This is a genomic window from Paenibacillus sp. HGF5 (genome assembly GCF_000204455.1).
GTDB classification, from domain to species: Bacteria; Bacillota; Bacilli; order Paenibacillales; family Paenibacillaceae; genus Paenibacillus_AQ; species Paenibacillus_AQ lautus_A.
Window position 1 is genome coordinate 18,161 of the sequence record NZ_AEXS01000053.1, and the last position, 25,143, is coordinate 43,303.

A 25,143-nucleotide genomic window follows, 5' to 3' on the forward strand; every position below is an offset into this window, starting at 1 on the left:
CTCCTTAATATTTATTGCTCTTTCATCTGGCGAAGGATATATCGAAGCTGATCCTCGGCGTTGTCCTTGTAGTTGCCCAGCACCGCATGGACGCGATCATGATAATCTGCAGGTAACCGGCACAGCTGCGAGAATATAAAAGGCTCGATCATGTAGCAGTCCTGATTTCGCTTATCCTCAAGAGCGGCCACAACAGCTTCAAACAGCTCTTCATCCTTTATGCCGGTACGAACAAGACCCATAATAATCAGATTGGCAAACCGGTTGCGGAATTCCGGCGAATTCTGCAGCTTTGCCAGCAAATACGATTCGGCTTCCCGATGTCCCCGGCGGGCGAACGCGCTGACCAGCGCCAGCTCATCCTGCTCGATCAACAGCTCCAGCCATCTGTCATCCCAGCTAGCCAGCAGCTGCTCTTGCGGGAGCATCTCCACGTAATACGTGTAGCTCTCCTTGCCCGCAAACGGCATTACTTCCTCATAAGGCTTATACTGCCTGCGGATTACCAGATCAGATAGGGTATCCAATAGCTTTTTCCGCTCTTTGGCCGCGTTGCTGAGCGGGGACGAGGCGAAGCCTTGTAACAGAACGTCCTTGTATTGTTCATATACGCGTTCAGGCGGGAGCACGCGCGTTGCTTTTTGGAATACCTCGCGGACATAAGAGCCGCTGTGTCTATATTGCTCTATATCATGCTCCGCATTTTGGCGCAGCAGTTCCCTGGCTTCCCCGGAATCCACGCGATTCATGTAGATGACCGCTTCATTCATCAGATAGGTCCAGCCCAAAGACTTGATGTATAAGGCATACTGCTGAAGCACGTTCCGGTACAGCTCCTCGAGCTCCGGATTTTGTTTGTCGTGCAGGGCCCACAAACAGCGTTTCACCTTGATCCAGCTCTCCTCCAGCTTTTGCTTGTCGCCCAGGGATTCGGAAACCGATTGAAGCTCCGCCGACAAGTCTCGTACAAGCCAATCCGTCAACAGGGCGGAACGGCATCTGCCTAAGGCAGGATTCACCAGCTCTTTGTCTTTTCCTTGGGCGGCTTCATACAACCGCCCCACGGCTCGATCGGAACCGTTCTCGGCCAGCGCGCCATACGCCGCTTCGCGGATGACCTTCTTCTTGCTCCTGCTCCATTCCATCAGATCCGCTTCAAACTCTTCGTGCCGCGCAAGCAGTTTAATCGCCATGCACCGCACCTCGTCGCTGCCGATCTCGGCCGCTTGGCGGATCAGCTCCAGCGCTTCCTTCCCGCCTGTTGCCGCCATCACCTTCAGCTTGCGTGATTCCGGCTTTCCGCCCGCCGGATTAAAGCTTTCCATCAGAAACGGAACGATTTCCGGGCCGTACGCCGGCAGTATCTCATTGGCCGCGAGCTCGCCAATCTCGACGTAAGGGTCATTCAACGCTTCGATTGCAAGGTATACCAGACGGAAATCCCGGAACACCCCTTCCTTCCACGCTTCTTCTATGATCTCGTAACGGCCGCTGCCCGTCGTGGTCAGGGCGGTCTGTACTGCTGAGAGCTTGCGGTATGATAGATGGGATGACAGCGAAACCGGATGATGGTCTACCGGAAACAGTCCTCCTTCGGGTGCTGTCGTTCCTTGCGTATGCAGCACGGAGCTCAGCAGCTGGTTTATATCCTGAAGCAGCTGTGCGGACTGGTTCTCCTTACCGGAATCCGGTTCGATCAAGGCAAGGATCCCCTCACCCAATCTTTTGAACACGGGAGCGCGTTCTCCCAGCTGTTGAAACTGCGGCAGCAGCCGCTTCAGGCGGAAATCGCCTGCCGCGAGCTCGCTGCCGGCGATATATAAACGCCTAACCTCTTGGTTAAGCTCCTGCAGTAATGCCGTACTCATGTTCGCTTTCCTCCTTCGTTAACCCTGCTTAGTACAATAGCCGGATGATTTCGTTCGTCGTAATGATGCTTAACGGCTGGGCCCAGAGACGGCCCGTCGCAAGGTTGTGCTCAAACATAACCAGCATGGATACGCCGCTCAGCTTCTCCTCCGGCAAATACCGCAGCATCGGCACGGTTGGTTCCATATACACATCGGCCAGCCCGATCGACTGTCCGGATTCATCCGTAATGGCATATTGCCCTTCCACGTTCCGGCCGATCCCGGATACAAGCAGCAGCATGACGGGGTTGCTGTCGCTAAGCGGATTCTTGAGCTGGTTCTTCACCTTTTTAACGGCTTCAGCATAAGAACCCGCCGCATGGTTGCGAATCCACTCCAGATCCTCTTCCGTTACCGGACTTGAGGTCATTTCTTCAAAGCGAACACGCCGATTCATATCTCCCGGGTAGTGATACAGTACAGGGACATGGGCTTTATCAAAGAAGCTGTCTTCTTCCCGCATCAGCTTGGCGGCTTTATAAGGACGGTACTGGATCGTCCGGTGAATTTCGCCGCTGTCCTTCTGGATCCAGTATCCGGTATCCACATGCTCCAGCCGCGCATCGTCGGCATAACTCAGAAATGAAAGCTGCACCAGCTCTGCTCCTTCGCTCACTAACCCATAGCTCTGCAGCTCGGTCAGCTGCCATGCATGCCCCAGCCATTCCTCTATCGTCGACTCGTGGTCCAGCCTCATATCCGGATCCTCAATTTTTGTAGTCAGGTACTGTCTGCCCTTCTTGATCATTGCGTTCATGACGGCAAGCTGCCCCACCGCATATGTATAAGCTTTCTCCTGGTCTTCGGATGACAGAACCAGCGCCAGGCGGCGGAGCTCCGTCTGAGCACCCGATAAGTAATAATTGCCCATCTGCTTCACATGCTCCTGGATCCGCTTATGTTCTTTTTTGTCCAATGTCCCGAGTCCGTTCCGGATCAACGAGTGTATGAGCTTTTCCAGTACGTCCAGGCCTTCCAGCTGCGCATGGAGTTTCTTTTTTAACGCCGATTTGTTAACCTTCTTCGGTTTTGGTGCTGCTCCTTCGGCTGCTTCTTTGATCTTGCGCTCTTCCCGCTTCTCCGCCTTCTCCCGCTTGGCGGCCAAATCCTCCGGCACCTCGGCGGGGGTGAACGACACTCCGCCTGCATAAGCATATAGCAGTCCAAGCACATGCTTGCACGGAAACTGTCGGCTCGGGCAGGTGCACCGCATGACCGGCTTCTCCGGCACCGCAAAATCGGCGGACGGCTGGTAATCGGAACTTCCGCTGCCGGCACAGGTGCCGAACAACACGGCTTGATCCTCGGAATGATGCAGCTTGAGGAAACGTCCTTTTTTTACTAGACCTTGCCCGTTCTTAATGGCCGCGCTATTCGGTGCCTGCGAATCGATCCATGTCTCTGTAATCTCAACCAAACTCATACCCTCCTAAATCAAATCGCTGCGTTCAAAAACAGCAATAATATCCATTACGTTTAATCATATCGAATCTTCGCCCTGCTCCCTACCCTTCTAAAGACCTATTTAAGAACACCCATTCCTATTTAATCCATCATCCTCATCCTAAAATGGAACATATTGTTATGCTATGCTGCCGTTAAAATAAAAAAGAGCCGGCTTAGCCGGTTCTTCGAAATTTGCTATCACCCAGGAGTAGACGAACACGCGCAATGCGGACTTAAAGATCGCCTGCGGCGTTCCCTTATCCCTTTTGTCTCCGATGCCGTTAGTCTTTTCGCGCTTGATACCGCCCTGTTCGAATCTCGAGAATATACGATTCAGGGTGGGGCATGCCGGACTTTAACACATCCTGCACGGCTTGTTCGATCGGATACGGCACACGGATGCATTGAATGTTTAACGGCGCGGGATCTTCGCTTCCATAAACTCCCTCCAGAATGACGTAAGACGCCTCGGGCATTTCAAGTGGATTGCCGACGCTGCCGGTATTAAACAGCGTTCTCCCGTCCAGATGCTGGTGATAGGCATTATGGATATCGCCGTAACCGGCGACGTCCGCGATTCTCGGGCTGCCGCACAGCGGGGAACTGTGAAACAAGGTAGCCAGCTTCTCCTGGTCGTCCCAGGGCTGGATCCGTTCGTACACGCTTCGCGGCGAAGCATGAAACAGCCGGACCCATTTACCGCTCATCATGAATTCTATGACATAAGGGAGGCCGGCAAGATATTGGAGCCTCTCGCTTCCGAGTCTATGCTGATGCCATAGCAGCGACGGATCATCGGTCTCATTGCCAATAAAGTCGTCCCAATTCCCCTTAATGACCTGCTGGCAATGGGTTCGTACCATATCCACCGCCACATCGCCGTGCGGGCCCTTGCCGATCAAGTCGCCCAGGCAATAGATGGTTTCGATTCCGCGGCGTTGGATATCCCTAAGAACCGCCTCCAGTGCAGGGATGTTTCCGTGTATGTCGGAGATTAATGCAAATTGCGCCATCAGCCGGCCTCCAAACTTTGTTTATTTCGGTTTGCTATGGTTATGGCGGTGTTGCTTTTCGTATATTCATCCTATGTCTCTTTTTAGCCAGGGATGAACCAGTTCAGCGATTCACGCCGTGCCCCAAAATCAGGTCTTTGGATTTACCAATCCAGCACTTCATTTTCCATACAATATTAACTTATAATGAAAATAGTTTGAAGCTATTCTAAAAGAAAGTCAAAGGAAGGAGGTTATGCCGTTCCATGCATTGCCGTCCGGAAGCGTTCGGGCACGCGATGCGTGTTTCAACTACATCGGCAGTACATAACGTGCATTGGAAGGAGGCAATTATACGCCGGAACGTGCCAAATCCTTATTTTGGATGTTTAATTTTTAGTCTATTGTATTAAGGTAATCATATATTTTTACTCACGCAAGCTTGGTAACTGAATAAGATTTAAGCATCACCGACTTCACCACGTTAGGAGGCTGACGATAGTGAATACACGCAGGATGGTTAGCTTAGGGTTACTGATTCTTGTCTTGATCATCAGCGGTTGTACGGGAAATGCTTCAACCGAAAAAACGAAAACGCTTACACTTTGGTATTGGAACCGAAGCCTGGACGATGAGCTGATTAAGTCTGTTGAAAAGGAGTTTCCGGGTATCCGCATCGATGCGCAAAAAATCGGAGGCGACTTCAAATCGAAATTAAAAACAACGCTGGCCGCCGGCTCCGGAGGGCCGGACATCGTCGCTTTTAACGACTGGGTGGCGGAGCTGTTTACGAGTTCGGATCGCTTCTACGATCTGTATGAACTTGGCGCCAAAGAAATCGAACCGGATTTCCTGGATTGGAAATGGAAGCTCGGCGTTACTCCGGAAGGCGCCATGATCGCCCTGCCGATCGATACGGGGCCAACGGCTTTATACTACAGAGCGGATTTGTTCGAGGAAGCCGGACTTCCGACCGAACCGGAAGATGTCCACGAGCAGCTCGGCACCTGGGATCAATATTTCGAGGCCGGCCAGAAGCTGCAGGAGCACTTTGATCAAAAAGTGAAAATGCTCGATAACATCACGAACATTTATACCCAATTCAATGCCCAATCCGATCGCATCTATTTTGCCGAGGATGGGACGTTCATCGGCGAGTCTGCGGAATCTTCGATGAAGACGGCCTGGGATACGGCGGTAAAGGCCTCCCAAATGAAGCTGAGCGCCAACGTCAACACTTCTTCCTCAGAGTGGAATGCCGCCATGAACAACGGGCGGGTCGCTTCCTTTGTCGGTGCGGTCTGGATGAAGGAAATACTCATGCAGGCTGCGCCGGACACCACCGGCAAATGGAGGGTAGCCCGTGCACCTGGCGGTGACGGCAACAACGGCGGTTCCTTCCTTGCCATTATGAAGACAAGTAAATATCCGCAGGAAGCATTTGATGTCATGAAATACATTCAAAACCCGGAAAATCAGGTTCAGTCCTTTAAGAAGATCAACCTCTTCCCTTCCGCCAAGGACGCGCTGGATGCACCCGTCATGAAGGAAGCTGAAGAATTCTTCGGAAATCAGGCGACCGGCGAGGTGTTCTCGGAATCTGCACGAAACGTTAAGCCGGCTTATTTCGGCGGGAAGTTCGCGAATGTCAACGGCATTGTCAATCGAGAGCTGTCCTCGGTTGCCCTTCAGGGCAAAAATCCCGATAAAGCCTGGGCCGACGCGCTGGCCAGGGTCAAAAAAGAACTGCTGCGCTGACCAAGGTTCTTGTTTTGCGAGGTATGGCTTTCCGATTGTTAGGAGTACTTAAATACCAACCGTTACAGGAGGTACAGTACGATGGATAATCCTATGCTGAATCGCACGCCCGTGGAACAGAAGCCTGTTCCCAAGCATCCGAAATCCCAAGACCGACTGTCTGCACAGATATGGAAGCACCGCAAAGAATATTTGGCGATATCCCCTTTTTACATTCTATTTGCCATCTTCGGGCTGTTTCCGATCGCCTTTTCCATGTTCCTGTCCTTTCAAAAATGGGACGGCATCGGCGAGATGACCTATAACGGTCTCAATAACTATCAATTCATGCTGACCGATCCGGAATTTTGGAGAGCCGTTGGCAATACGCTGCTGATCTGGATTTACTCCACAATACCGATGCTGTTCATCGCGCTGGTCGTGGCTTTCCTGCTAAATGCATCGTTTGTCCGTTTCCGCACCTTCTTTCGCATCGGTTATTTCCTGCCAAACGTCACCTCGCTTGTTGCGGTTGCCATCGTGTTCGGCACGGTCTTCTCGAACAACTACGGTCTCCTCAACTATATGTTGTCCTTGCTCGGCCTCAACTCCGTCGAATGGTTGAATAATACGTGGGGCATTCAGTTAGCCATTTCGGTCATGGTTATATGGAGATGGGCGGGATATAACGCCATCATCTATCTTGCCGGGCTGCAGAGCATCCCGACTGTTCTGTACGAGGCAGCCAAGATCGACGGAGCCACCGGCATTCAATCCTTTTTCAGAATCACCATTCCCAATCTAAGGCCCATCATTCTCTTTACGGTCATTACGTCAACCATCGGCGGCATGCAGATCTTCACCGAACCGCAAGTGCTGGTCGGCAATGACGGCGGCGTAAGCGGCGGCGGGATGACCATCGTCCTCTACCTGTACCGCGAAGCCTTCGTGAACAACTATTTCGGATATGGCGCTGCCGTCGGCTGGGGCATGTTCCTGCTCATCGCCCTCTTTTCCATCGTGAACTGGAAAATGGTGCAGGGCAGTCCTTCCAATGACTGAAAATGGGGGTGAAACGTATGTTCAAATGGAAATCCATTCTGCTGCACATCGGGTTGATCGCCGGATTGATCTTATCCATTTTTCCCTTCTACTGGCTGCTTGTGATGGCGACGCGCACCACTTCGGATATCTACAGCTTTCCTCCGAAACTATGGTTCGGTCCGCACTTGCTTGATAACGTGTCGAGGGTGCTGAGCAGCATCGACTTCTTCGGCGCCTTCTGGAATACCCTGTTCGTCGCTTCCGCTTGTACGCTGCTGGTCTTATTCTTCGATTCCCTGGCCGGATTCACGTTCGCCAAATTCCAGTTCCCGGGCAAAAAGTGGCTGTTTGTGCTGCTGCTTGCCACCATGATGGCGCCTGCACAATTATCCTTGGTGCCTTCGTTTGTCATTATGGCAGAATTCGGATGGGTGGGCACCTACAAGGCCCTGATCATTCCGGGAATGGTCAACGCCTTCGGAATCTTCTGGATCAGGCAGTATGCACAGGAATCGGTGCCTTCGGAGCTTCTCGATGCCGGTAAAATCGACGGCTGCGGTTTCTTCCGCCTCTATTGGAACATATCGCTGCCGATTCTGCGGCCCGCTTTATCGTTCTTGGCCGCCTTCACGTTCATCGGGGTATGGAACGACTATCTGTGGCCGCTCATCATTCTCAATGATGAGAACAAGTTCACCTTGCAGGTTGCGTTATCATCATTAAACGGAATATATACCACCGACTATTCGATGGTCATTGCCGGCACGCTGCTCGCCGTCATCCCGCTGATTGTCATGTTCTTGTTCATCAGCAAGCAATTCATTTCCGATATCGCCGCAGGCGCGATTAAGAGTTAACGGCCAAAGGAGCTGCCTCCAGGTGTTATGCCTGGCAGGCAGCTCCTCTCTATATTCCGGTCCATGACGTACGCGCTACGGCACCATGACCAGCTGTTCATTTTCTTTCGTCCCTGCCTCTTCTGCCGAATCGGCTGTCTCCTCCCTTTTCAGTTCTGCCGTTTCATCCAGCTTTTTGCGTCCCATTAAGGCTGCTGCCAGAAGCGCTAACGCAGCAGGAACGATAGCCCAGGCAAACGTAGCCGCGATGGAGGAAGCAAGCGTGTCCGAGATCGGCTTGAGCAGGTCGGACGGAATCCATGATCTCGTCTCCGGTGCCAATAAGATGTGAGGATCCTTAAGATCGAATCCTTCAGGAAGCCCACCGGTGTTCATCACGCCCGATCCCGATGTTAAGGAACCGGTGAAGGATCGGCTCTGTATCAACCCGAACACCGTAATGCCAATGGTCATTCCAAGCGACCGCGTGAAGTTGAAGGTCGAGCTCGCCATCCCGCGCTGTTTATAGGATAAGCCATGCATGACCGCCGTTCCCAGCACGGAGAACGATCCGCCGATGCCAAGCCCGATCAGAACCATGTACAGGGTAACGATGAACCTGCTGGATTCCGCAGTTAACGTCGAAGCGAGCACCATCCCTCCCGTAAACAGGATCAGCGTCGGGATCATGATGCTGCGATACGAGATTTTACTCATCAGAAAACCGCTGACCGTCGCCGTGACGACCGAGCCCACCATCATCGGCAGCAGGACCAGCCCCGAGTTCGTGGCGCTTCCGCCGAGCACGCCTTGTATGAAGATCGGAATGTAAACGGAAGCCACGATGAAGGATCCTCCGCTAAACAAGCCGCACAGCACGCTTGAGGTATAGAGTTTATTCTTGAATAAATGAAACGAGATGATCGGCTCCTCCGCTCTTCTCTCGGCAAGCACGAACAGCACCAGCATGACGGCGGCAGCGCCAAACAAAGCCAGGATGACCCAGGAATCCCATGCCCATTGCTTCCCTCCAAGCTCAAGCGCGAACATGAAACAGATCACGCCCGCAAGGAGCGTGGTTGCTCCCTTCCAATCAATCGGCTGTTTGGAACGTTCATGCGATTCCTTATAGAATACCGTCACCATCAGGAAGGCCACGATGCCGATCGGCAAATTAATATAGAATATCCATTGCCAGGTAATATGATCCGTAATATAAGCGCCTGCGAGCGGCCCGAAAATGCTGGATAATCCAAAGACGGCTCCGAACAAACCGGTGAGCTTTCCGCGCTTCTCGAGCGGCACGGTGTCGAACATGATCGCGAAAGCGATCGGGATGAGGGCTCCGCCCCCTACGCCTTGCACGGCCCGATACAGCGCCAGTTCCGTGATGGAGCTTGCCGTACCGCACAGCACGGAGCCCAGCATGAATACAATCATCCCGAACACAAAGAATTTTTTGCGTCCATACATATCGGACAGCTTGCCGAAGATCGGCATCCCCGCAAGCTCGGCAACCATGTACGCGGAGGTCACCCATACGAAATGATCAAGTCCTCCGAGCTCCCCGACGATGTTTCCCATGGCGGTTGCTACGATCGTATTGTCCATGGAGGCCATCAAGATGCCGAGCAGCAGGCCGGCAAGCACGATGGGCAGTTTGTTGTTGTTGGCTGTTTGTGTCTTCAAGTTCTCATACACTCCTTCTAAGTAGGTTTCCTTCGTACTGCAGTCATTGTAATTCGAAAAGTATGACAGGTGACTGTCACACTTTTGTCCCCGATTCCGTTATTTTTTATCAAACGCTCTTATTCAAGCAGCCTAATGGCTTTATGTTCGCATGCGGGGTAGCGTATAATCGGTTTATCTTAGCTCATGCCAAGGAGGTCATGTGATATGAAGATCAGTGAATTATCGCAGCGCAGCCAGGTCAGCGCACGCTCGATCCGGCATTATGAACAAAAAGGCCTGCTGGAAGCCGACAGACTCGATAACGATTACCGCCATTTTAACGCGTCCGCCATCGAACGGGTCAAAATGATCCAATTGTACTTAAAGCTGGGCTTGACCACGGATCAGATTCGCGTATTGTTTCGCGGTGAAGTCGCTTCGCCGGACGATTATGAATATTGCGAAGAAATGCTCTCCTTTTATGAGGACAAATTAAGCAGCGTGGACAGTCAGATTGCAGCGCTCCATGAATTGAAACACCTGCTGGAAAGGCAAATCTCCCGGACCCTTGGCAAAAAGAAGAGTCAGCAGCAGCCCTCCGCAACGTGATAGAATGAAGTGTACATCTGAAATGGAGGATATCTACATATGGACAATTTCGAGAAAAATCTGGAGAAATACGCGGAGCTGGTCGTGAAGGTTGGCGTAAACGTTCAACCGGGCCAAGTGCTGATCGTCAATGCTCCAATCGAGACCCTAGAGTTGACACGCCGCATCGTGGCCAAAGCATATGATGCAGGCGCCAAATATGTCCAAGTCGACTGGGAAGACGAAAAAATCACCCGAATTCGCTATGAGAAGGCACCGGAAGACTCCTTCCATTATTATCCGCAGTGGCAGGCCGACGCCATGCAGCAGCTCGCTGAAGGCGGAGGAGCCATTCTGCGCATTAAGGTTCCGGATCCCGAGCTGTTCCGCGGCATTGATTCGGTAAAAGTATCTACAGCCGTTAAGGCTGCTGCCGTGGCTAACGAAAAATATCAGGTATACGTCCGCAACAATAAGATCAGCTGGTCGCTGATTAAGGCGCCTACCCGAGCCTGGGCCAATAAAGTATTCCCGGACCTCCCCGAAGAAGAGCGCATCCAAGCGATGTGGGATGCCGTATTCCTGATGAATCGGGTAGGCAGCGAAGATCCGGTAGCCGCGTGGCGGGATCATATCGCCGGACTGAAGCTGCGCCAGAACCACATGAATGCCAAACGCTACAAGAGTTTCCACTATCGTGCGCCGGGAACGGATCTGCGCGTCGACATGCCGGAAGGTTACCTCTGGCTCGGCGGCGGTGACGAGAATGAAGCCGGGGTGTATTTCGTCGCGAATATGCCCACCGAAGAAATCTATACGATGCCTCATCGTACGGGCGTGAACGGGACCGTATCCAGTACCCTTCCGCTGAATCTGAACGGCCGCCTGGTGGAAGGCATGAAGCTCACGTTCAAGGACGGCAAGGTTGTCGCATATGAAGCCGAATCCGGACGGGAGCATCTCACGACGCTGCTGGAAACGGACGAGGGCGCCTCGTATCTTGGAGAGATGGCACTCGTGCCGCATGATTCGCCGATCTCGCAGCTAAACCGCGTCTTCTATAACACCGGCATCGATGAGAACGCCTCCTGCCACTTTGCGCTGGGAAGCGCCTATCCCGTGAATATCGAAGGCGGCACCAAGATGAGCAAGGAAGAACTGCTGGCTCGCGGAGCCAATGTCAGTCTGACGCATGTCGATTTCATGATCGGTTCCGCTGAACTGGACATTGACGGCGTGCTGGCGGACGGTACGATTGAACCCGTATTCCGCGGTGGACGGTGGGTCTAAGGTTCGTTTGGGTAAAATGGGCTCCCAGCGTGCCTTTTGGCGTCATATGACCGGGGGCAACCCTTTAAGCCTACAACTGTAAAAAAGGCGGACACTGGAGCAATTGCTCCATGTCCGCCTTTTTCTATGTTCTACATTCGTATGGTTACTTTACTCTGCACGCTCCAGCATCCGAAGTATCATCATGACCGCTTCCGCACGGGTCGCAGATTCCTGAGGTGCAAACCGGTTACCCGAACGTCCGTTCACGATGCCGGCCTCGGCCGCGGCTGCGATTTCCTTCTCTGCCCAAGCCGGAATATTCTGCTGATCGCGGAAGTCCGTTCCGGCACCTGGCTGGGTAAGGCCTAGATAGCGTGCGATCATTACCGCCATTTCCGCACGGTTAACGGATTCATTCGGTTTGAATGTCCCGTCTTGATATCCTTTCACGATGCCTTCGGATACGGCCCATTGAATCGCTTCAAGCGCCCAGGATCCGATGGAGGAGCTGTCTTTGAAGCTCAGTTTCTCAGACCCCGCTTGACCTTTCAGTGCTTTGGCCATCATCACCATAAATTCGGCACGCGTGACCTGACGGTCCGGTTTGAAGGTCTGATCCGGATAGCCGCCAACGATGCCGAGCGAAACCGCCTGCTCAATCTCAGATGAAGCCCAATGTCCGCCGATGTCGGTTAACAGCACCGGCTGGGGTTCCGGCTTCGGTTCTTCTGTCCCTGCTTTCGCCTTACGGTGTATGGTTAACTGATAGGTTTTGGTCGCACCATTCTCGGCCCGAACCACCAGCTTCAGGACGTTATCCCCTTCCTTCAGCTTAATGACCTGATCATTCTTCAGAGGCTCTCCTTCCAGAAGGACAGCGGCCTTGCCATGCGCCGTCCCAATGCGGAGCTGCACGGATTCCGCATCCGTTTCAAGCCGGTACTCCGTCGTGCTCTCGTTGAACGCAGGGGTTAATGCAGCCGCTACGCCGCCAATGATGACTTCCAGCGCTTTTAATTGATTGTTTCCGGACAATGGGACTTCACCGCCAGGGGATTCCGATCCCGATCCCGATGACGGAGGATTCTCGGATGAAGGGATCACCGAAGCGTTATAGGCGCGGATCGCGGCTTGCAGTGCGGTCATTGCGTCCCTGACATCCTTCGCAGTTGCATGATCCTGCTGCGTTATGGCGCTGGCGTTTGCAATCGCGTCACGGAGTGCTGACCTTGCGACTGCCGGATACTGCCCTGGCGATGAGCCTTCCCGTGTTTCGTCGAGCCTTTGCTGCGCCGAGGCGATTAACCCGATTAACTCGCTCTTGTCCACTCCTGCAGCCGAAGTCGTGGCCGAGTTATGGAGTCCCACGCTCTCGCCAGCAGCGTTATAAGCTTTGACGGTAAAATGATAACGCGTATCCGGCGTAAGCCCAGCTGCGGTATGCGAATACACATCGCCGGTTACGGTAACCACCGGTTCCTCCCGGCCTTTCAAATATACGCGATATCCGTCCACGCCATCGCTTGCAGCCGCCTCCGGCCAGCTCATGGTTACATGGCTCGATGAGATCTCCGAAAATTCCAACTCCCCGGGCGTCCATACCGGCGCACCCGGAACGTCTACAGCACTCGTGATCACCGTTAAGATCTCGCTTGGTGGCGATTCCGCTCCATGCTGATCCGAGGCGGTTACTTTGAATTCGTACGGCGTATCCGGCGTAAGCCCTGTCGCTTCGTATACGCTGTCCGTAACGGTGGCCACTTGCTGTCCGTCCTGATACACATGATAGCTCACGACTTGCTGGTCCGGACGGTTCACAGGGTCCCAGCCGATTTGAACCGAGGACGTCGTGACCTGAAGTGCTTTCAGCTTGGTTGGGGCCGCGAGATCCCCTTCATCCGTTGCGAATGTCCATACGTCCGATACTGTTCTTCCCCCGAATTCATCTTGGGCGACGGCATACCAGGAATAGGTTCCGTTGGATGACAGTCCTGCCCACGGCTGAGTAACCTCCGTGCCGCTCGCTGCCTTTTGCGGCGTACCGATGGCCTCTCCTCTCAGATGATTCACTTGGATCGAATCGGTGGCTACCCGCTTCAGTTTCGGCTCAAGATCCAGGTTCATCGCAAATTCATCCACGCCCGGATTCGTATAATAATTGTACTTATCCAAATAAGGAGAGTACGTATTCACGTAAATCTGATTGCTTTCCTTATCAAAATGCAGCAGTCTCAAATATCCGCTGCCGCCGTCCGCATGTCCTTGATAGTCTGCCAGCATCTGATACACGGTTCGGTCCGCATTGCCGTCACCATCATCGTCCAATTCGTTCTTAAGCAGGCTGGCTCCCGTGTAATGGCCGCTCAGTACGGCAACCACGTTCGGATTAGGGACGACTACTTCCTTGTACAACTTGTTGCCTACGCCGGAACGCGTTCCGTTCGCGAGCATGTAATCATGGAAATTCAGGAATGCGATACGATCCGGATATTCAGCCAGAACCTCGTTCATCCACTTGATATCCTCGTTTTCGACGCCCCATCCCATATACATCATGATGAAGTCGTTGCCTTCGACGGAGACCAGATCGTAATGTCCCCGGTTGTTCTTGTAGGAGCCTCCGTAATAGGGCTGATCCTTATAACGGTCTTCCCCGAAATATTGACCGTAGGTCGTGTAATCCCAATCGTAGCTGCCCACGTCATGATTGCCGGCAAGCACGCCGTGCGGCAGCTTGGCATCCTCCAGCATGTTCATGTACGCATCGGCACGTTTCCATTGGTATTCGGCTGTTGGATCATTCACGATATCACCGGTATGGAACAAATATTTGATGTTCATCTCATCGATGGAATCAACGATCCAGTCGAACTGCTTTTGCTGAATATGAGGATAGAGCTCCGTCAAGAACTGCGTATCGGATACCCATACAAAGGTGTAATCATAATCCCCTCGGGAAGGAATTTCATCCTGTACGATCACATCGACTTTATTGTTCTGTACATAGTCCGCTGCCGTCAGTTCGCCTCGAAGCGTAAAATCATCTTCAGACTGGGCAATATGCTTGGTTATTTCCGTCCATTTGCTCAGCTTGTGGTTCCACGCATACATCGTGACCTTGCGGCCGGACACCGTGTGTCCTTCCCAAGTGACTTCGACGCTGTCGCCAGGCTCGACGGCATGCTCCAGCTCTGCCTCGAACCGGATGTAAGGGAATTGAGACGTTGAATCTACGGTGACATATTCATCGTTGGATTCGGATACCCGCTTCAATTCCTCTTCGGTCAGCACAGTTTCGCCCGTAGGGAATCTGTCCTTAGGAGGTTCTTCGTCCGAAGCGTTCTTGGACAATTTCACCCGATCCCCGCTTAAAGCATGATACGAATAAGCCTGATGGAAGGAGACCTCGAGCTCGTCATCCGATGGATCGCTGACTTGAACCTTCAGCTCCGGCGACAGCCCGGTGCCGCTCTCCTTATCTGCCGGCGACACCAATACAGGTTTATTCGGATGCTCCTGAGCCGTGTGAAACGTCACGGTTCGTTCGGAGCGGTTGCCGATCTTGTCCACTGCGCTAATTTCCAGCTTATGATCGCCTGGTTCAAGCTCGGCCGAGGAAGTATTGTACGGCAACTGGATGGCGCGTCCATCGAGCGTAACCTCGACCCGGTCCACGCCCGATACGCGATCCGTGGCGGTCACATCGATCGGGATGCCGCCCTTGTAACTCTTGCCCTCTTCAACGGTTGCGCTAATTTCCGGTCCGTGGTTATCTACCTGAACATCGGCAGCTGCTTCAGACTGACCTTTGACCTTCAATTGAATGGAATACGTTCCGTCCGAGACGGCCGAGGTATCCCATGCGTAGGACAATGCATTTACTTTTTCGGCAGGAATGTCGAATTGAAAAGCTACGAAAGGCAGGAAACGTCCATCGTCGCCAAGGTCATGGATCCGTGCGGGATCGCTGTATTGCGGATCCCGGATTTCCGTTCCGTCACCCAGGAGCAGCCGCACGTTGCGTGCATTGAAATCATCCATATTACCCGTCGGCTTGTCGTCCTCGAAATAGGTCTTCTCGTTATCGCCGGCCCGAAGGGTAATTTCGTTCGATCCGCTTGTCAGCCACTGCGGTTCGATCGGGACCACGATGGTTTGATAACCGTCAATGTTCGCCTCCGTCTCGAAAAGAACCTCCTTGCCGATGGTTACCGTGTTGATTCCATCGTCAATGCCGTCGCCTTCAAATATAAAATAGGCGGAATGCTCCATGGCGGGAGTGCCTTGAACCGGCGTTCCGTCCACTTGAAGCTCCAAATCGGAAGGCCCAGCCCCATCAGCTGCACCCCGAATATACGTGATGCCCGTAACCGTTTGTTGATCTTTAACGTTCAGGCTCGCGCTTGCGCCGCTGCCCGTGAGATCAACCTCATATTTAGGGCTCTCCACTTTCTTAAACGTGTTGGACACCGTGAAGAAATACTCCAGCTTGGCATGTCCCAGCAGCTCCAGATAAGGTATCGTATGATGGTAGCCTTGCTGTCCTTCCCGAAGCTGTACGACCTTGTAATCGTTCTGTCCGTCGACACGATAAGATAACGCGAGCGATGTCACCATACGGTCATCGTGCGCTTCCGCGGCGATTTCCAGATTGTCTCCCGGCTCCACGTTCGTGGTTGTCGTCCGATTGACAACGGACGGCTCCTTGGTCACGTCGATATGTACCGGCATCGCGGGAACTTCCGAGTGCGCGAGCGAACCCGGCGTAGCCTTATGTTCCAGCTGGGAGATCCGCTGCATCTTTAGGCTGCCGTCTTCGGGATATTTATAGAAGATGCCCTGATCGGGACCGTTATGAACGTCACCGTCGTTGTAAAACGCGGACACGATCGGGCGTCCGGTGTTCGTTACGACCACGAGCTCCCGCATGCGCGAATTGGACATGCCGCCTGAGAATATTTTGACGACATCGGTGCTTTCGTTCAGGTTGGTGCCGTAATTATGATTAAAATCAGCAATCGTGGATTTGCTGTTCTGACCGTTTATGATCCAGAACACCAGCGTGCTCCCGGATGGAATAGTCACCTCGTCGGGTACATGAGCCCACAGGGTGTCGCTCTCCAAGTAACGGTAGCGTATCTTATAATTGCTGAAATCGATGGCTTGATCGGTATTGTTGTAAACCTCGATAAATTCGTAACCGTCGGCGGTTCCTACGTTCGTGGAATCAGGCACAAGCTCGGTGATCAGCAGCTCGGGCACTGGGTTAAGCGCGGTGGATGTCTGGGCGGAAGCTTGTCCCGCGAGAGCAGTAAACGAGGCAGACATAACGATACAAAGAATCAAGAAACAGGAAATAAATCGTTTAAGGACGATCTTAGACATGGAAAACCTCCTAGAAATGATTTTTTGAGCAATCAATTCAGTTTCCCAATTCTCCAGGTCTCCATGGGATCTCCAAATTATAATTAAAGCGTTTTCAACATAAAATCCCTCGCGATTTCCAACTAGGCTTTTCCCCTTGAGGAGTCCTTTTCCTCTTCACCTCCCAAGATCAATAATTGCATATTCCGATCGTTTTTTAAACCACTTTATGTAAAATTTGATAAATGATATAAAGGTCCCGATATTCGCTGAACATCTAGTACAATAGGACAACTTAACGCCGCGTCTTTCTGTCCATGGCATATGGCTTACCCGTTTCTCAAGGTACATATTTCGGGATCCAACAACCTCTATTGTTCGATACTTCAGCACTACGAACGGCTTATTTTCAATTCATCTTTGAGCAACTGATTCCCGATCCGCCGTATCTTACATACTGTAACTATTGCTTTATCCGCACAAAAAAAGACCCCGCGAATGATATCGCAGCTTATCAGTGGGAAGCGATTTTATTATTCATTATGCAGCAATTTTCCAATTGCTAGGGTGCCTTACCTGAAAAGAATCGAAGAAACTTCGCTCTCCTTCTCCTTTTGCGAGTGTTCATGGCGAATCAACTGCCTTTCGGAATGACATGATGTTCTTCCGTCCGTCGATTGACAATACCACTTCCCACTTGTTCTATATTTACCCGGTCCACGGGAAGTGAAACATGCCGTCCCAAATTTCCTTCGAAATGGATGCCGCCTATGTCTACTCCGTCACCTTGAACCATTATCGCGGCTGTTCATTTTGCATCGTTCGGGACAGCTCTACCAGCTTGTTCATGGTTTTCCAATTCCGCATCGTCATCGGTACGCCGAACTTTGCCATTTGTGCCGCCAGCTTGGAATTCCGAACGCTTTCCTTAAACAGTAAATAGATTTCTTCTCCGATCGCTTCAAAAGTTTCTTTATCGTTCACGTAGAGCCTCAATTTCTCAACGTCATCGGGAGCTGGCGCTTCCGGCAGCATGGCAACATAAAGACTCTCAAACTCCGATGCTGCCTCCGCAGCACGTATCGTTTCTTCCGAAAAAGGACAATGCCGGACGATACCCTCGATTTCCTGCGAGGTTCTGAGTATCACGGTTATCGGGAAGCCGAACGCTTCTTGTATTCCTTGCTCCATTTGGACCTGCAGCGTTTCCTTGGAATCCGCAGATTCGAAGAGCACGTTTCCGCTCTGAATATATGTTTTCACGCGGGCTAAGCCCATGCCTTCAAGCATCTTTCTTAAATCGGCCATTTTGATTTTATTGTGTCCGCCGACATTGATTCCTCGAAGCAAAGCGATATAGATGGTCATTTGAGCATCCTTTCCATAATCATGCCTGCCGTCTTCTCCCCGTTCGCGATGCAGTCCGGGATCCCCACGCCATAGTATGAGCAGCCGGCAAGCATCACGTTAGGATAAAGGTCTTCCATTGCGAGCTCCAGCGACTCCACGACCTGCCTGTGCTTCAGATGATAGTTCGGCATATTCTCATGCCATTTGGTAACTTCGCAGGACACGGGCTCAGCCTCTAAACCTAAGCTCTGACGGATATCCTCCATCCCGACATGCTTCAATTCTTCGTCCGACAATCGAATCAATTGGTCATAATGCGGACTGGAGCTTTTGTAGAACAATCGCATCAATAACCGATTATTCTCGGAGGTATGCTCCCATTTCCGGCTTGTCCATGTGCATGCGTCACACTTCAGCTTCGTCCCCTTGGCCGTAATGAACCCCGTACCGTCGTATGGGAGCTCTTCATCTCGAATATCATAGGCCAGATACACGCTGATGAGGGACTTGGTATACAATTGGTCAAAATCCTCGTGAAGCCGCGGATCTTCCAGCAGCTCCTTCGCGCTTGATCCCAGTGTGCTTAAAACAACAAAATCCGCTTCCAGCTGGTCGCCGTTCGCCAGCATCAATCGATAGCCGTTAGGCGTTCTCTCCAGCTTCTCTGCGGCAACGCCTTTGCAAATCTTCGCGCCTGCTTCTGTCACGCTCCGTTCCAGTGCGTCAATCAACACCGAGACACCGTTTGTGAAGGAAAGGAATTTCTTATTGCCGGTGCCAAGGAATTTCTGTTTGTTCTCGGCCAAACCACCCATGATGCTGCCGTAGGTATTTTTGTACTCCAGCAAATAGGGGAATGTGGACGCGATGGTCAGGTCATGGAGCTCCCCGGAATAGACGCCCGATATGACCGGTGCGATCTGGTTCTGAACGATTTCCTTCCCTAGAAAGGACTCAAGGAATTCTCCCAGGGAATCATGCTTGGTGAACGTCTCATTCGGCGTATAATAGTCCTTGAGCGCCTCCACCTTCCCCTCCGCGGATACCAGCTCGCTTTCGGCCAAGGATTTCAAGCTAAGCGGTATGCCAAATACGCTCTCCTCGGGGATTTTTTTTAGGCCGTCGGTTGTATATATGAAAGAAGTCCCCGTGGCATTGTACACAACCTGGTCCGTTAACTGAAGCTCCTCCAGAAGCGGCGCCACATTCGTTTTCCGGGATACGATCGAATCCGCTCCGGTTTCCATAATAAATTCACCGCTCTGGACGGTTCGGATTTTGCCTCCCAGCGCCTCGCTTGCCTCAATCAGCACCAAGTCCATCTCCCGTTGATGATGTTTCAGCTCTTTTTGCAGATAATATAAGGTCGAAAGTCCGGTAATGCCGCCGCCGATGACTACGGTAGTTGTCACTGTACATACACCTCTATTATGTAGGTTTATATCAATAATATATAATGTTACGTTACCATTGTATCCAATTCCTAAGTATATCATAGTGACCGTTCATTCGTTGGGTGCCATTCCCTCAATATTGTGAACAGAACCGTTCACACAGCCACCGGTTTCCCGGACATCGCCCCTGAACAATCCATACATTGTGCGTGCTGCACTCATTATCCAGGTATTGGAATGGTTGTCGACAGCAAAAAACTCCGCGAGATCACTCGCAGAGTTTTTTTCGTGGGAAGCGGTTATATCCTTCTGACGCTATCATTCCATTGCTTTATTAGCTTAAGGTGTACGCCGGAATAATTCAGGCTGTGCCGTCCTTATTCCTTGTTTCCTTGTACATGGGTATCAAATCCTTTCGGTAATTCCGACTTAACGTCTTGTTATCCGTCTGGTGTTGATGTGTTTCCACTTCCCACTTAGGATAAATATACCCGGTGCATGGGCGATGAAACAGGTGAGGCATTTTTTGCTGCGCCTGGATACGTCTTATTTATCCTCGGTCAATACTTCGAGCAAGCCCGCCGGGAGCTCATACTTGCGGTTGTTGATCTGGATGCTTTTTAATTCCTCCAGCAGCGAATCGTCGCTTTCCGAATCCTTAATGGCCTGCACTTCGCGGTGCAATTGCTCCATCTGACGGTCCAGCGCGTTGGCGGTATCCGCCGCCTTTTTAAGCTCTTCGAGCAGGTGCTGGGGAACCGACTTATTATATTTGTAAAAGATTTTATGCTCCAGACTCGCCCAGAAATCCATGGCAATCGTTCGAATCTGGACTTCAACGCATACCTTCTCCACCCGGTCAGAGAAAAAGACGGGCACTTCCACTAACAGATGCAAGCTTTGGTATCCGTTCGGCTTCGGATTCTTGATGTAGTCCTTGACGTTCAGGACCGTTAAATCGCTTTGATTCTGCAGCATGTCGCTGATTTTGTAAATGTCGGTAATGAATGAACAGGTGATTCGTAAACCCGCAATGTCCTTAATGTTATCTTCTATGGAACTAAGCGATATGTTTCCGCCCTTGCGAAGCAGCTTCTTCATGATGCTCTCCGGCGATTTCAGGCGGGATTTCGTATGCTCGATCGGGCTATAGTCATGAAGAGCCTGAAACTCCTCTTTTAATATCTCCATCTTGGTTTCGATCTCATCTAAGGCGAATTTGTATTTCATCATGAATCGGGTAATTTCGTTCCGAATGATTTTGAGCTGTTCGATTTGCAAAGAATTCATGGGATACTTCCTTTCGATTGTGTGATTCAGAGCCGTGACGACTCGAGTAGTAAATAAAAACAAAACGCGTTGCTAACATTCTAGAAGTTCTGTCCCTCTTTAAATAGTAGTTGATATTGAGGTGCGACTGCAACTTTAGTGCAATAACGTCAAAAAGACGCCGCAACTACAAACGTCGCAGGCGTCTTTATCTTATGCTTATTCATTCCAATCATTGCGGCAAGGATTAAGCCGCTAAATCAACCTGGAATCAGGAGGACAATCCAGCAAACATCTGGCTCAATTTTGCAGCAGCTTCGATCTCCAAGGCCTTGATCTCCTCTACCAGCGATATCGCCGTTGCTGCTTGTTCTGCCGAATTAGGCTCGCCCCCCTTCGGAAACGGAAACATCCCATGCAAAACGGTGAACTTCTTGCAAATCTCCGTATACAGCGCAGCGGCATCTTCGAACGATGTCGTCAGATCCGGCCCGTCCTCCATGGCTTTCGGCCAGGCGGTCACCAGTTCCTTGAAGAACTCGGCGGCATAGTACCGTGCGTCCCGCAGCACTTCGATATTGTAAGCATGACCATTCGGCTCTATTTCACGACCATACAGCGATTCTATCCAAGCATCGTAGGCCGCAATTCCCTTCACAGCCGTCGGCACCGCATTTTCCTTTCCTTCATATAACGCGGTGGCGGTTTCCAGTGCCAGTCGCAGCTGCTGCCGAAGCGTCAAATCCACGGAACCCTCAATCGCCAGGACGAATATTTCTTCCAAGACGCTCTTGCCTAGATTTTCGTATGGCAGCGTATCAACTCTTCCGCACTCCTCCGCATATAAGGTTCTCGTCTCGTCATCGTACCCGTACAGCGTTCCGAACTCCGGAAAGAAAATATCCCAGGCCAGGACGGGATATCCGCGATCCAATGAGGCATGGATCAAATCAAGGGCTCTTGGCAGCTCTTGATGAATGCTGCGTTTATTCATCGCTCCCTTTTCCATAAGGGCAGGATCCAGCAGATTGGCGTTTGTCCCGATGCCGTCCGACATGCCGTCGACGAATTTGGAATGGAAGCCGATATTATGAAGGCCGCGGGATAAAGATTCGCCGAAAAAATAGGCGGTCGGGCCCGCGATATGGACATCATTCGGTATGATATTGATCCGGAATGCATGCCCAGTCAGCCCCATGACCATTGGCAGCGATAGCTTGCGGTCTGTAAACTGAAGCATTTTGTACGTGGCGTCCGCTGCGGATGTCCAGGTTTTGGTTTCCTTCATCGGTCCTTCGTAAGGCAATATGTTCTTCTTCATAATTCCCAAGTCCCTTCTCGTCTTAATATAAGAGTCAACGGTAACGCGGATTTTTTCTTGGATCACTTTTTTCCGTGATCTCGAAATAATCTGATACACATTGGCCGAAGAGAGCTGAAACAAGTCGGCAATTTCCTGCGGGGACAGCTGATCGAAAAAATGGGATTCGAAAATAAGCCTTTCGCGCGGCTTCAGGCATTGAATGATGCCGGTTAAAGCACGCAGCGTTTCCTGCTGCACGATGCGCTCCTCCGGTACGTTATAACCCGAGGCCGCTTCGCTTGCGGAATGGTTGAGCCTGCCCAGAATGCTGTCCAGATCGTTCCATTGCTCCAGACTTCCTGAACCGTTGACTCTTCCCATGCCTTCTAGCTCGGTGAAAGTCTGCTCTTTGCACGCCGAGCTCCCTTTAAGGCGGGTATAGGCCTGATTCCGGACGATGCGGTGCATCCATGGAAGGAACCGCCGGGCATCCACCAATTTGCCAAGATGCATGAATGCTCGGATCAGGGCATCCTGCACCACGTCTTCTGCTAAGTAAGACTCCCGCGTTATCGCTCTGGCATAGCCATACACCTTGGAGCGATGGCGCCGAACAAGCTCCCCGAATGCTTCCCGTTCCCCTGCCTGCGAGTATTTCACCAGCTCGTCATCTTCCATCTCATCCCATTGAATCGCTAAGTCTGCAGTCGTTTCCAATTGCTCGAACCCTCTTTCGTATCGTTGACTACTTATATGACTTGAGAAGATCGTCATTTCTGACAATATCACCCGAGAAATATTATAGCTTTTTTTGCATTTGAAGCGACAAAAAAACGTCCCAAGCTGACCTGCACCCTCGGTCGCTTGGAACGTTTTCCGGCTTTTCACGCTTATATGGCATCCGCGGCGGCCTGTTGAGCCTCCCGACGAAAATGTCCCGGTTCAGGACGCGTTAGGCCCAGATGCTCCCTCAGTGTATTGCCGCTGTATTCGGAACGGAACAGGCCCCTTTCTTGCAGCACCGGGATAACCGCATCCACGAACTCGTCCAGATCTCCCGGCAGCACCGGAGGCATGATATTAAATCCGTCGCAGGCATAACCTTCGAACCAATCCTGCATCATGTCGGCCAGCTGCTCGGGAGTCCCGACAAATGGCATATGACCTCTCGAGGTCAGTATCTTCCTCCCTAACTCTAAGATCGACAGATTATCCTGATAAGCCATGTCCATATATAATTGGACCCGGCTTTTCATGCCGTTGGAGGCGGCCACGGGGTCCGGGATGTTTCTTGGCAGCGGCTGGTCCAGCGGATAACCGCTCAGGTCGTAATTCAGGAACCCGGACAGAACGGCGATCGCCGAAGCTGGCGGAATCAATTCCAGCAGCTCGTGCGCTTTGCGCCGTGCCTCCTCCTCGGTTGAGCCGATAACAGGCGACAGGCCCGGCATGATTTTCAGGCTTCCGCTTGCTCTTCCATAATGGGACAGCTTCGAGTGCACGCTGGCGTAAAAAGCCTGCGCTGCCTTCTTGGACTGCTGTGCCGTAAAGATGACCTCGCCATATTGGGCGGCAAAGTCCTGTCCCGGACCGGAAGAACCAGCCTGTATCAGGACGGGGTAGCCTTGCGGCGGCCTCGGAACGTTCAGCGGGCCTTTCGTGGAATACCATTGCCCGTTAAAGTCCACGGGACGCACCTTCGCTCCATCGGCAAAATTCCCGGACTCCCGATCCAGCACAAGGGCATCGTCTGCCCAGCTGTCCCATAACCGGGTAACCGCTTCAACAAACTCGCGTGCCATTTCGTAACGCAAGCCATGCTCCGGGTGCTTCGGCTTGCCGTAATTGTGGGCTTCGATGTCCAGCTGGGACGTCACGATATTCCAGCCCGCTCTTCCCCCGCTGATCCAATCGAGAGAAGCAAATTTCCGAGCCACGTTATACGGCTCATTGTACGTAGTGGAGACCGTGGCGGTCAGCCCCAATTTGTCCGTCACGGCGGAGAGTGCGGATAACAGCGTTAACGGGTCCAGCATGCCGGAAGCGGAATTTTCGACCTGGGTCACGTACAGCAAATCGGCAAAAAACATCATGTCGAACTTTCCCCGCTCTGCCGTGGCTGCCAGCTGCTTATACAGCTCAATGCCAAACATGCCCTCCACGTCCGAGGTTGGATGACGCCACCCGGCGTGATGATGTCCAGCATAATAGATAAACGCTCCCAAGTGCATCTGATGAGCTCTGCGGTTGGTTGTCCCCATCTTCGTACCACTCCTGTTCATATAAAATAGTCAGCCAACCATCCTTGATCAGCCCTTATATGTCTCTCTCCAGCCCAGCAGCCTGGATTCCAGCCGGCGTACAACGGAATCGGACAGCTTGCCCACGATCGCAAAAATAATAATGCCTACAAACACAATGTCCGTTTGGGAATAGGCTCGGGCGTCTTGAATCATGTATCCGATGCCCGCGCTGGTCCCCATCATCTCCGCTACGACCAGCACAAGCCAGGAAACGCCGAGCGACAGGCGGATGCCAAGCAGGATGTTCGGCAGTGCAGCCGGTACGATCAACCGGATCAGCAGCTGCAGCTTGGAATATTGAAAGATCCTCGATACTTCATAAAGCTTTGCATCCACGCTGCGAATGCCAAGGAAGGCATTCACATAGATCGGGAAAAAGGCTCCGAGGGAAATCATGAGAATCTTCGAGAATTCCCCGATGCCGAACCATAGAATAAACAGCGGAATCAGCGATAAAAGCGGCACGGTACGCAGCATTTGAAATGAAGGGTCCAGCGTACGCTCTGCCATTTTGCCAAGCCCCGTGGACAATCCCAGAGCCAGCCCCGTCAAGCCGCCCAGCAAAAAGCCCGATAGCGCTCGAAGGAGACTGATCCGAAAATGCTCCCACAGCTCGCCGCTGGCCCCCAAACTCGCGAATTGCTTGGCTATCGTAAGCGGCGTA

General features: G+C 52.0%; 16 protein-coding genes. 5 read left to right on the top strand and 11 right to left on the bottom strand.

All coding sequences use genetic code 11. The features are described from left to right. Positions 1 to 11 precede the first annotated feature (11 nt). From HMPREF9412_RS08640 to HMPREF9412_RS08650, 3 genes are all read right to left on the bottom strand, one after another. On the bottom strand, positions 12 to 1,868 hold the full coding sequence (locus tag HMPREF9412_RS08640) for a HEAT repeat domain-containing protein (RefSeq protein ID WP_009591046.1): 1,857 nt from the start codon (positions 1,866 to 1,868) through the stop codon (positions 12 to 14). A gap of 28 nt (positions 1,869 to 1,896) precedes the next feature. After that, positions 1,897 to 3,327: an SWIM zinc finger family protein gene (locus HMPREF9412_RS08645; RefSeq protein ID WP_009591041.1), complete on the bottom strand. Its 1,431-nt coding sequence runs from the start codon at positions 3,325 to 3,327 to the stop codon at positions 1,897 to 1,899. A 310-nt stretch (positions 3,328 to 3,637) separates the two neighbouring features. Next, positions 3,638 to 4,369: a metallophosphoesterase family protein gene (locus tag HMPREF9412_RS08650; protein ID WP_009591076.1), complete on the bottom strand. Its 732-nt coding sequence runs from the start codon at positions 4,367 to 4,369 to the stop codon at positions 3,638 to 3,640. A gap of 480 nt (positions 4,370 to 4,849) precedes the next feature. Here HMPREF9412_RS08650 and HMPREF9412_RS08655 point away from each other — a divergent pair, with 480 nt between their 5' ends. The 3 genes from HMPREF9412_RS08655 to HMPREF9412_RS08665 all read left to right on the top strand — a co-directional run bounded on the left by HMPREF9412_RS08655 (position 4,850) and on the right by HMPREF9412_RS08665 (position 7,986). Then, on the top strand, positions 4,850 to 6,106 hold the full coding sequence (locus HMPREF9412_RS08655) for an extracellular solute-binding protein (protein WP_009591047.1): 1,257 nt from the start codon (positions 4,850 to 4,852) through the stop codon (positions 6,104 to 6,106). Positions 6,107 to 6,187: 81 nt separating this feature from the next. Further along, positions 6,188 to 7,147: a carbohydrate ABC transporter permease gene (locus tag HMPREF9412_RS08660; RefSeq protein WP_009591050.1), complete on the top strand. Its 960-nt coding sequence runs from the start codon at positions 6,188 to 6,190 to the stop codon at positions 7,145 to 7,147. Positions 7,148 to 7,164: 17 nt separating this feature from the next. Then, positions 7,165 to 7,986 (top strand): carbohydrate ABC transporter permease, encoded by an 822-nt coding sequence (locus tag HMPREF9412_RS08665; RefSeq protein ID WP_009591051.1) that lies wholly within the window; start codon positions 7,165 to 7,167, stop codon positions 7,984 to 7,986. Between the two features lie 75 nt (positions 7,987 to 8,061). On the opposite strand, the gene HMPREF9412_RS08670 is transcribed toward HMPREF9412_RS08665, so the two are convergent. Continuing rightward, a complete protein-coding gene (locus HMPREF9412_RS08670; RefSeq protein ID WP_009591062.1) occupies positions 8,062 to 9,654 on the bottom strand; it encodes an MDR family MFS transporter in 1,593 nt (530 codons plus the stop codon). A 207-nt stretch (positions 9,655 to 9,861) separates the two neighbouring features. Between HMPREF9412_RS08670 and HMPREF9412_RS08675 the strand changes: the two genes are divergently transcribed. Further along, positions 9,862 to 10,245 carry a MerR family transcriptional regulator gene (locus HMPREF9412_RS08675; RefSeq protein ID WP_009591074.1) on the top strand — a complete coding sequence of 128 codons (384 nt, stop codon included), beginning with the start codon at positions 9,862 to 9,864 and terminating at the stop codon, positions 10,243 to 10,245. A gap of 39 nt (positions 10,246 to 10,284) precedes the next feature. Then, on the top strand, positions 10,285 to 11,514 hold the full coding sequence (locus HMPREF9412_RS08680) for an aminopeptidase (RefSeq protein ID WP_009591052.1): 1,230 nt from the start codon (positions 10,285 to 10,287) through the stop codon (positions 11,512 to 11,514). Positions 11,515 to 11,664: 150 nt separating this feature from the next. Here the strand turns inward: HMPREF9412_RS08680 and HMPREF9412_RS08685 are convergent, their stop codons facing one another. From HMPREF9412_RS08685 to HMPREF9412_RS08715, 7 genes are all read right to left on the bottom strand, one after another. Continuing rightward, the gene (locus tag HMPREF9412_RS08685) at positions 11,665 to 16,881 is read right to left on the bottom strand and encodes an S-layer homology domain-containing protein (protein ID WP_036671711.1); all 5,217 of its coding nucleotides are present in this window, start codon (positions 16,879 to 16,881) and stop codon (positions 11,665 to 11,667) included. Positions 16,882 to 17,655: 774 nt separating this feature from the next. Then, positions 17,656 to 18,228 (bottom strand): DUF1697 domain-containing protein, encoded by a 573-nt coding sequence (locus HMPREF9412_RS08690; RefSeq protein ID WP_009591059.1) that lies wholly within the window; start codon positions 18,226 to 18,228, stop codon positions 17,656 to 17,658. Next, the gene (locus tag HMPREF9412_RS08695; protein ID WP_009591044.1) at positions 18,225 to 19,622 is read right to left on the bottom strand and encodes a protoporphyrinogen oxidase; all 1,398 of its coding nucleotides are present in this window, start codon (positions 19,620 to 19,622) and stop codon (positions 18,225 to 18,227) included. The genes HMPREF9412_RS08690 and HMPREF9412_RS08695 overlap by 4 nt, the downstream gene beginning before the upstream one ends. Before the next feature lie 528 nt (positions 19,623 to 20,150). Beyond that, positions 20,151 to 20,894 (bottom strand): GTP pyrophosphokinase, encoded by a 744-nt coding sequence (locus tag HMPREF9412_RS08700; protein WP_009591072.1) that lies wholly within the window; start codon positions 20,892 to 20,894, stop codon positions 20,151 to 20,153. Between the two features lie 250 nt (positions 20,895 to 21,144). After that, positions 21,145 to 22,893, bottom strand: a complete 1,749-nt coding sequence (locus HMPREF9412_RS08705) for an RNA polymerase sigma factor (protein ID WP_009591049.1) — start codon at positions 22,891 to 22,893, stop codon at positions 21,145 to 21,147. Positions 22,894 to 23,066: 173 nt separating this feature from the next. Then, positions 23,067 to 24,437, bottom strand: a complete 1,371-nt coding sequence (locus HMPREF9412_RS08710; protein WP_009591045.1) for an LLM class flavin-dependent oxidoreductase — start codon at positions 24,435 to 24,437, stop codon at positions 23,067 to 23,069. Positions 24,438 to 24,485: 48 nt separating this feature from the next. Continuing rightward, positions 24,486 to 25,143: ABC transporter permease (locus tag HMPREF9412_RS08715; protein WP_009591064.1), on the bottom strand; the 658-nt coding region annotated here is incomplete at its 5' end.

Excerpts from the sequence above, each read along its gene's own strand:
- HMPREF9412_RS08680 (WP_009591052.1), top strand. The coding sequence starts at position 10,285 with ATGGACAATTTCGAGAAAAATCTGGAGAAATACGCGGAGCTGGTCGTG.
- HMPREF9412_RS08700 (WP_009591072.1), bottom strand. The coding sequence starts at position 20,894 with ATGAATTCTTTGCAAATCGAACAGCTCAAAATCATTCGGAACGAAATT.
- HMPREF9412_RS08685 (WP_036671711.1), bottom strand. The coding sequence starts at position 16,881 with ATGTCTAAGATCGTCCTTAAACGATTTATTTCCTGTTTCTTGATTCTT.
- HMPREF9412_RS08650 (WP_009591076.1), bottom strand. The coding sequence starts at position 4,369 with ATGGCGCAATTTGCATTAATCTCCGACATACACGGAAACATCCCTGCA.
- HMPREF9412_RS08640 (WP_009591046.1), bottom strand. The coding sequence starts at position 1,868 with ATGAGTACGGCATTACTGCAGGAGCTTAACCAAGAGGTTAGGCGTTTA.
- HMPREF9412_RS08690 (WP_009591059.1), bottom strand. The coding sequence starts at position 18,228 with ATGACCATCTATATCGCTTTGCTTCGAGGAATCAATGTCGGCGGACAC.
- HMPREF9412_RS08675 (WP_009591074.1), top strand. The coding sequence starts at position 9,862 with ATGAAGATCAGTGAATTATCGCAGCGCAGCCAGGTCAGCGCACGCTCG.
- HMPREF9412_RS08660 (WP_009591050.1), top strand. The coding sequence starts at position 6,188 with ATGGATAATCCTATGCTGAATCGCACGCCCGTGGAACAGAAGCCTGTT.
- HMPREF9412_RS08665 (WP_009591051.1), top strand. The coding sequence starts at position 7,165 with ATGTTCAAATGGAAATCCATTCTGCTGCACATCGGGTTGATCGCCGGA.
- HMPREF9412_RS08710 (WP_009591045.1), bottom strand. The coding sequence starts at position 24,437 with ATGGGGACAACCAACCGCAGAGCTCATCAGATGCACTTGGGAGCGTTT.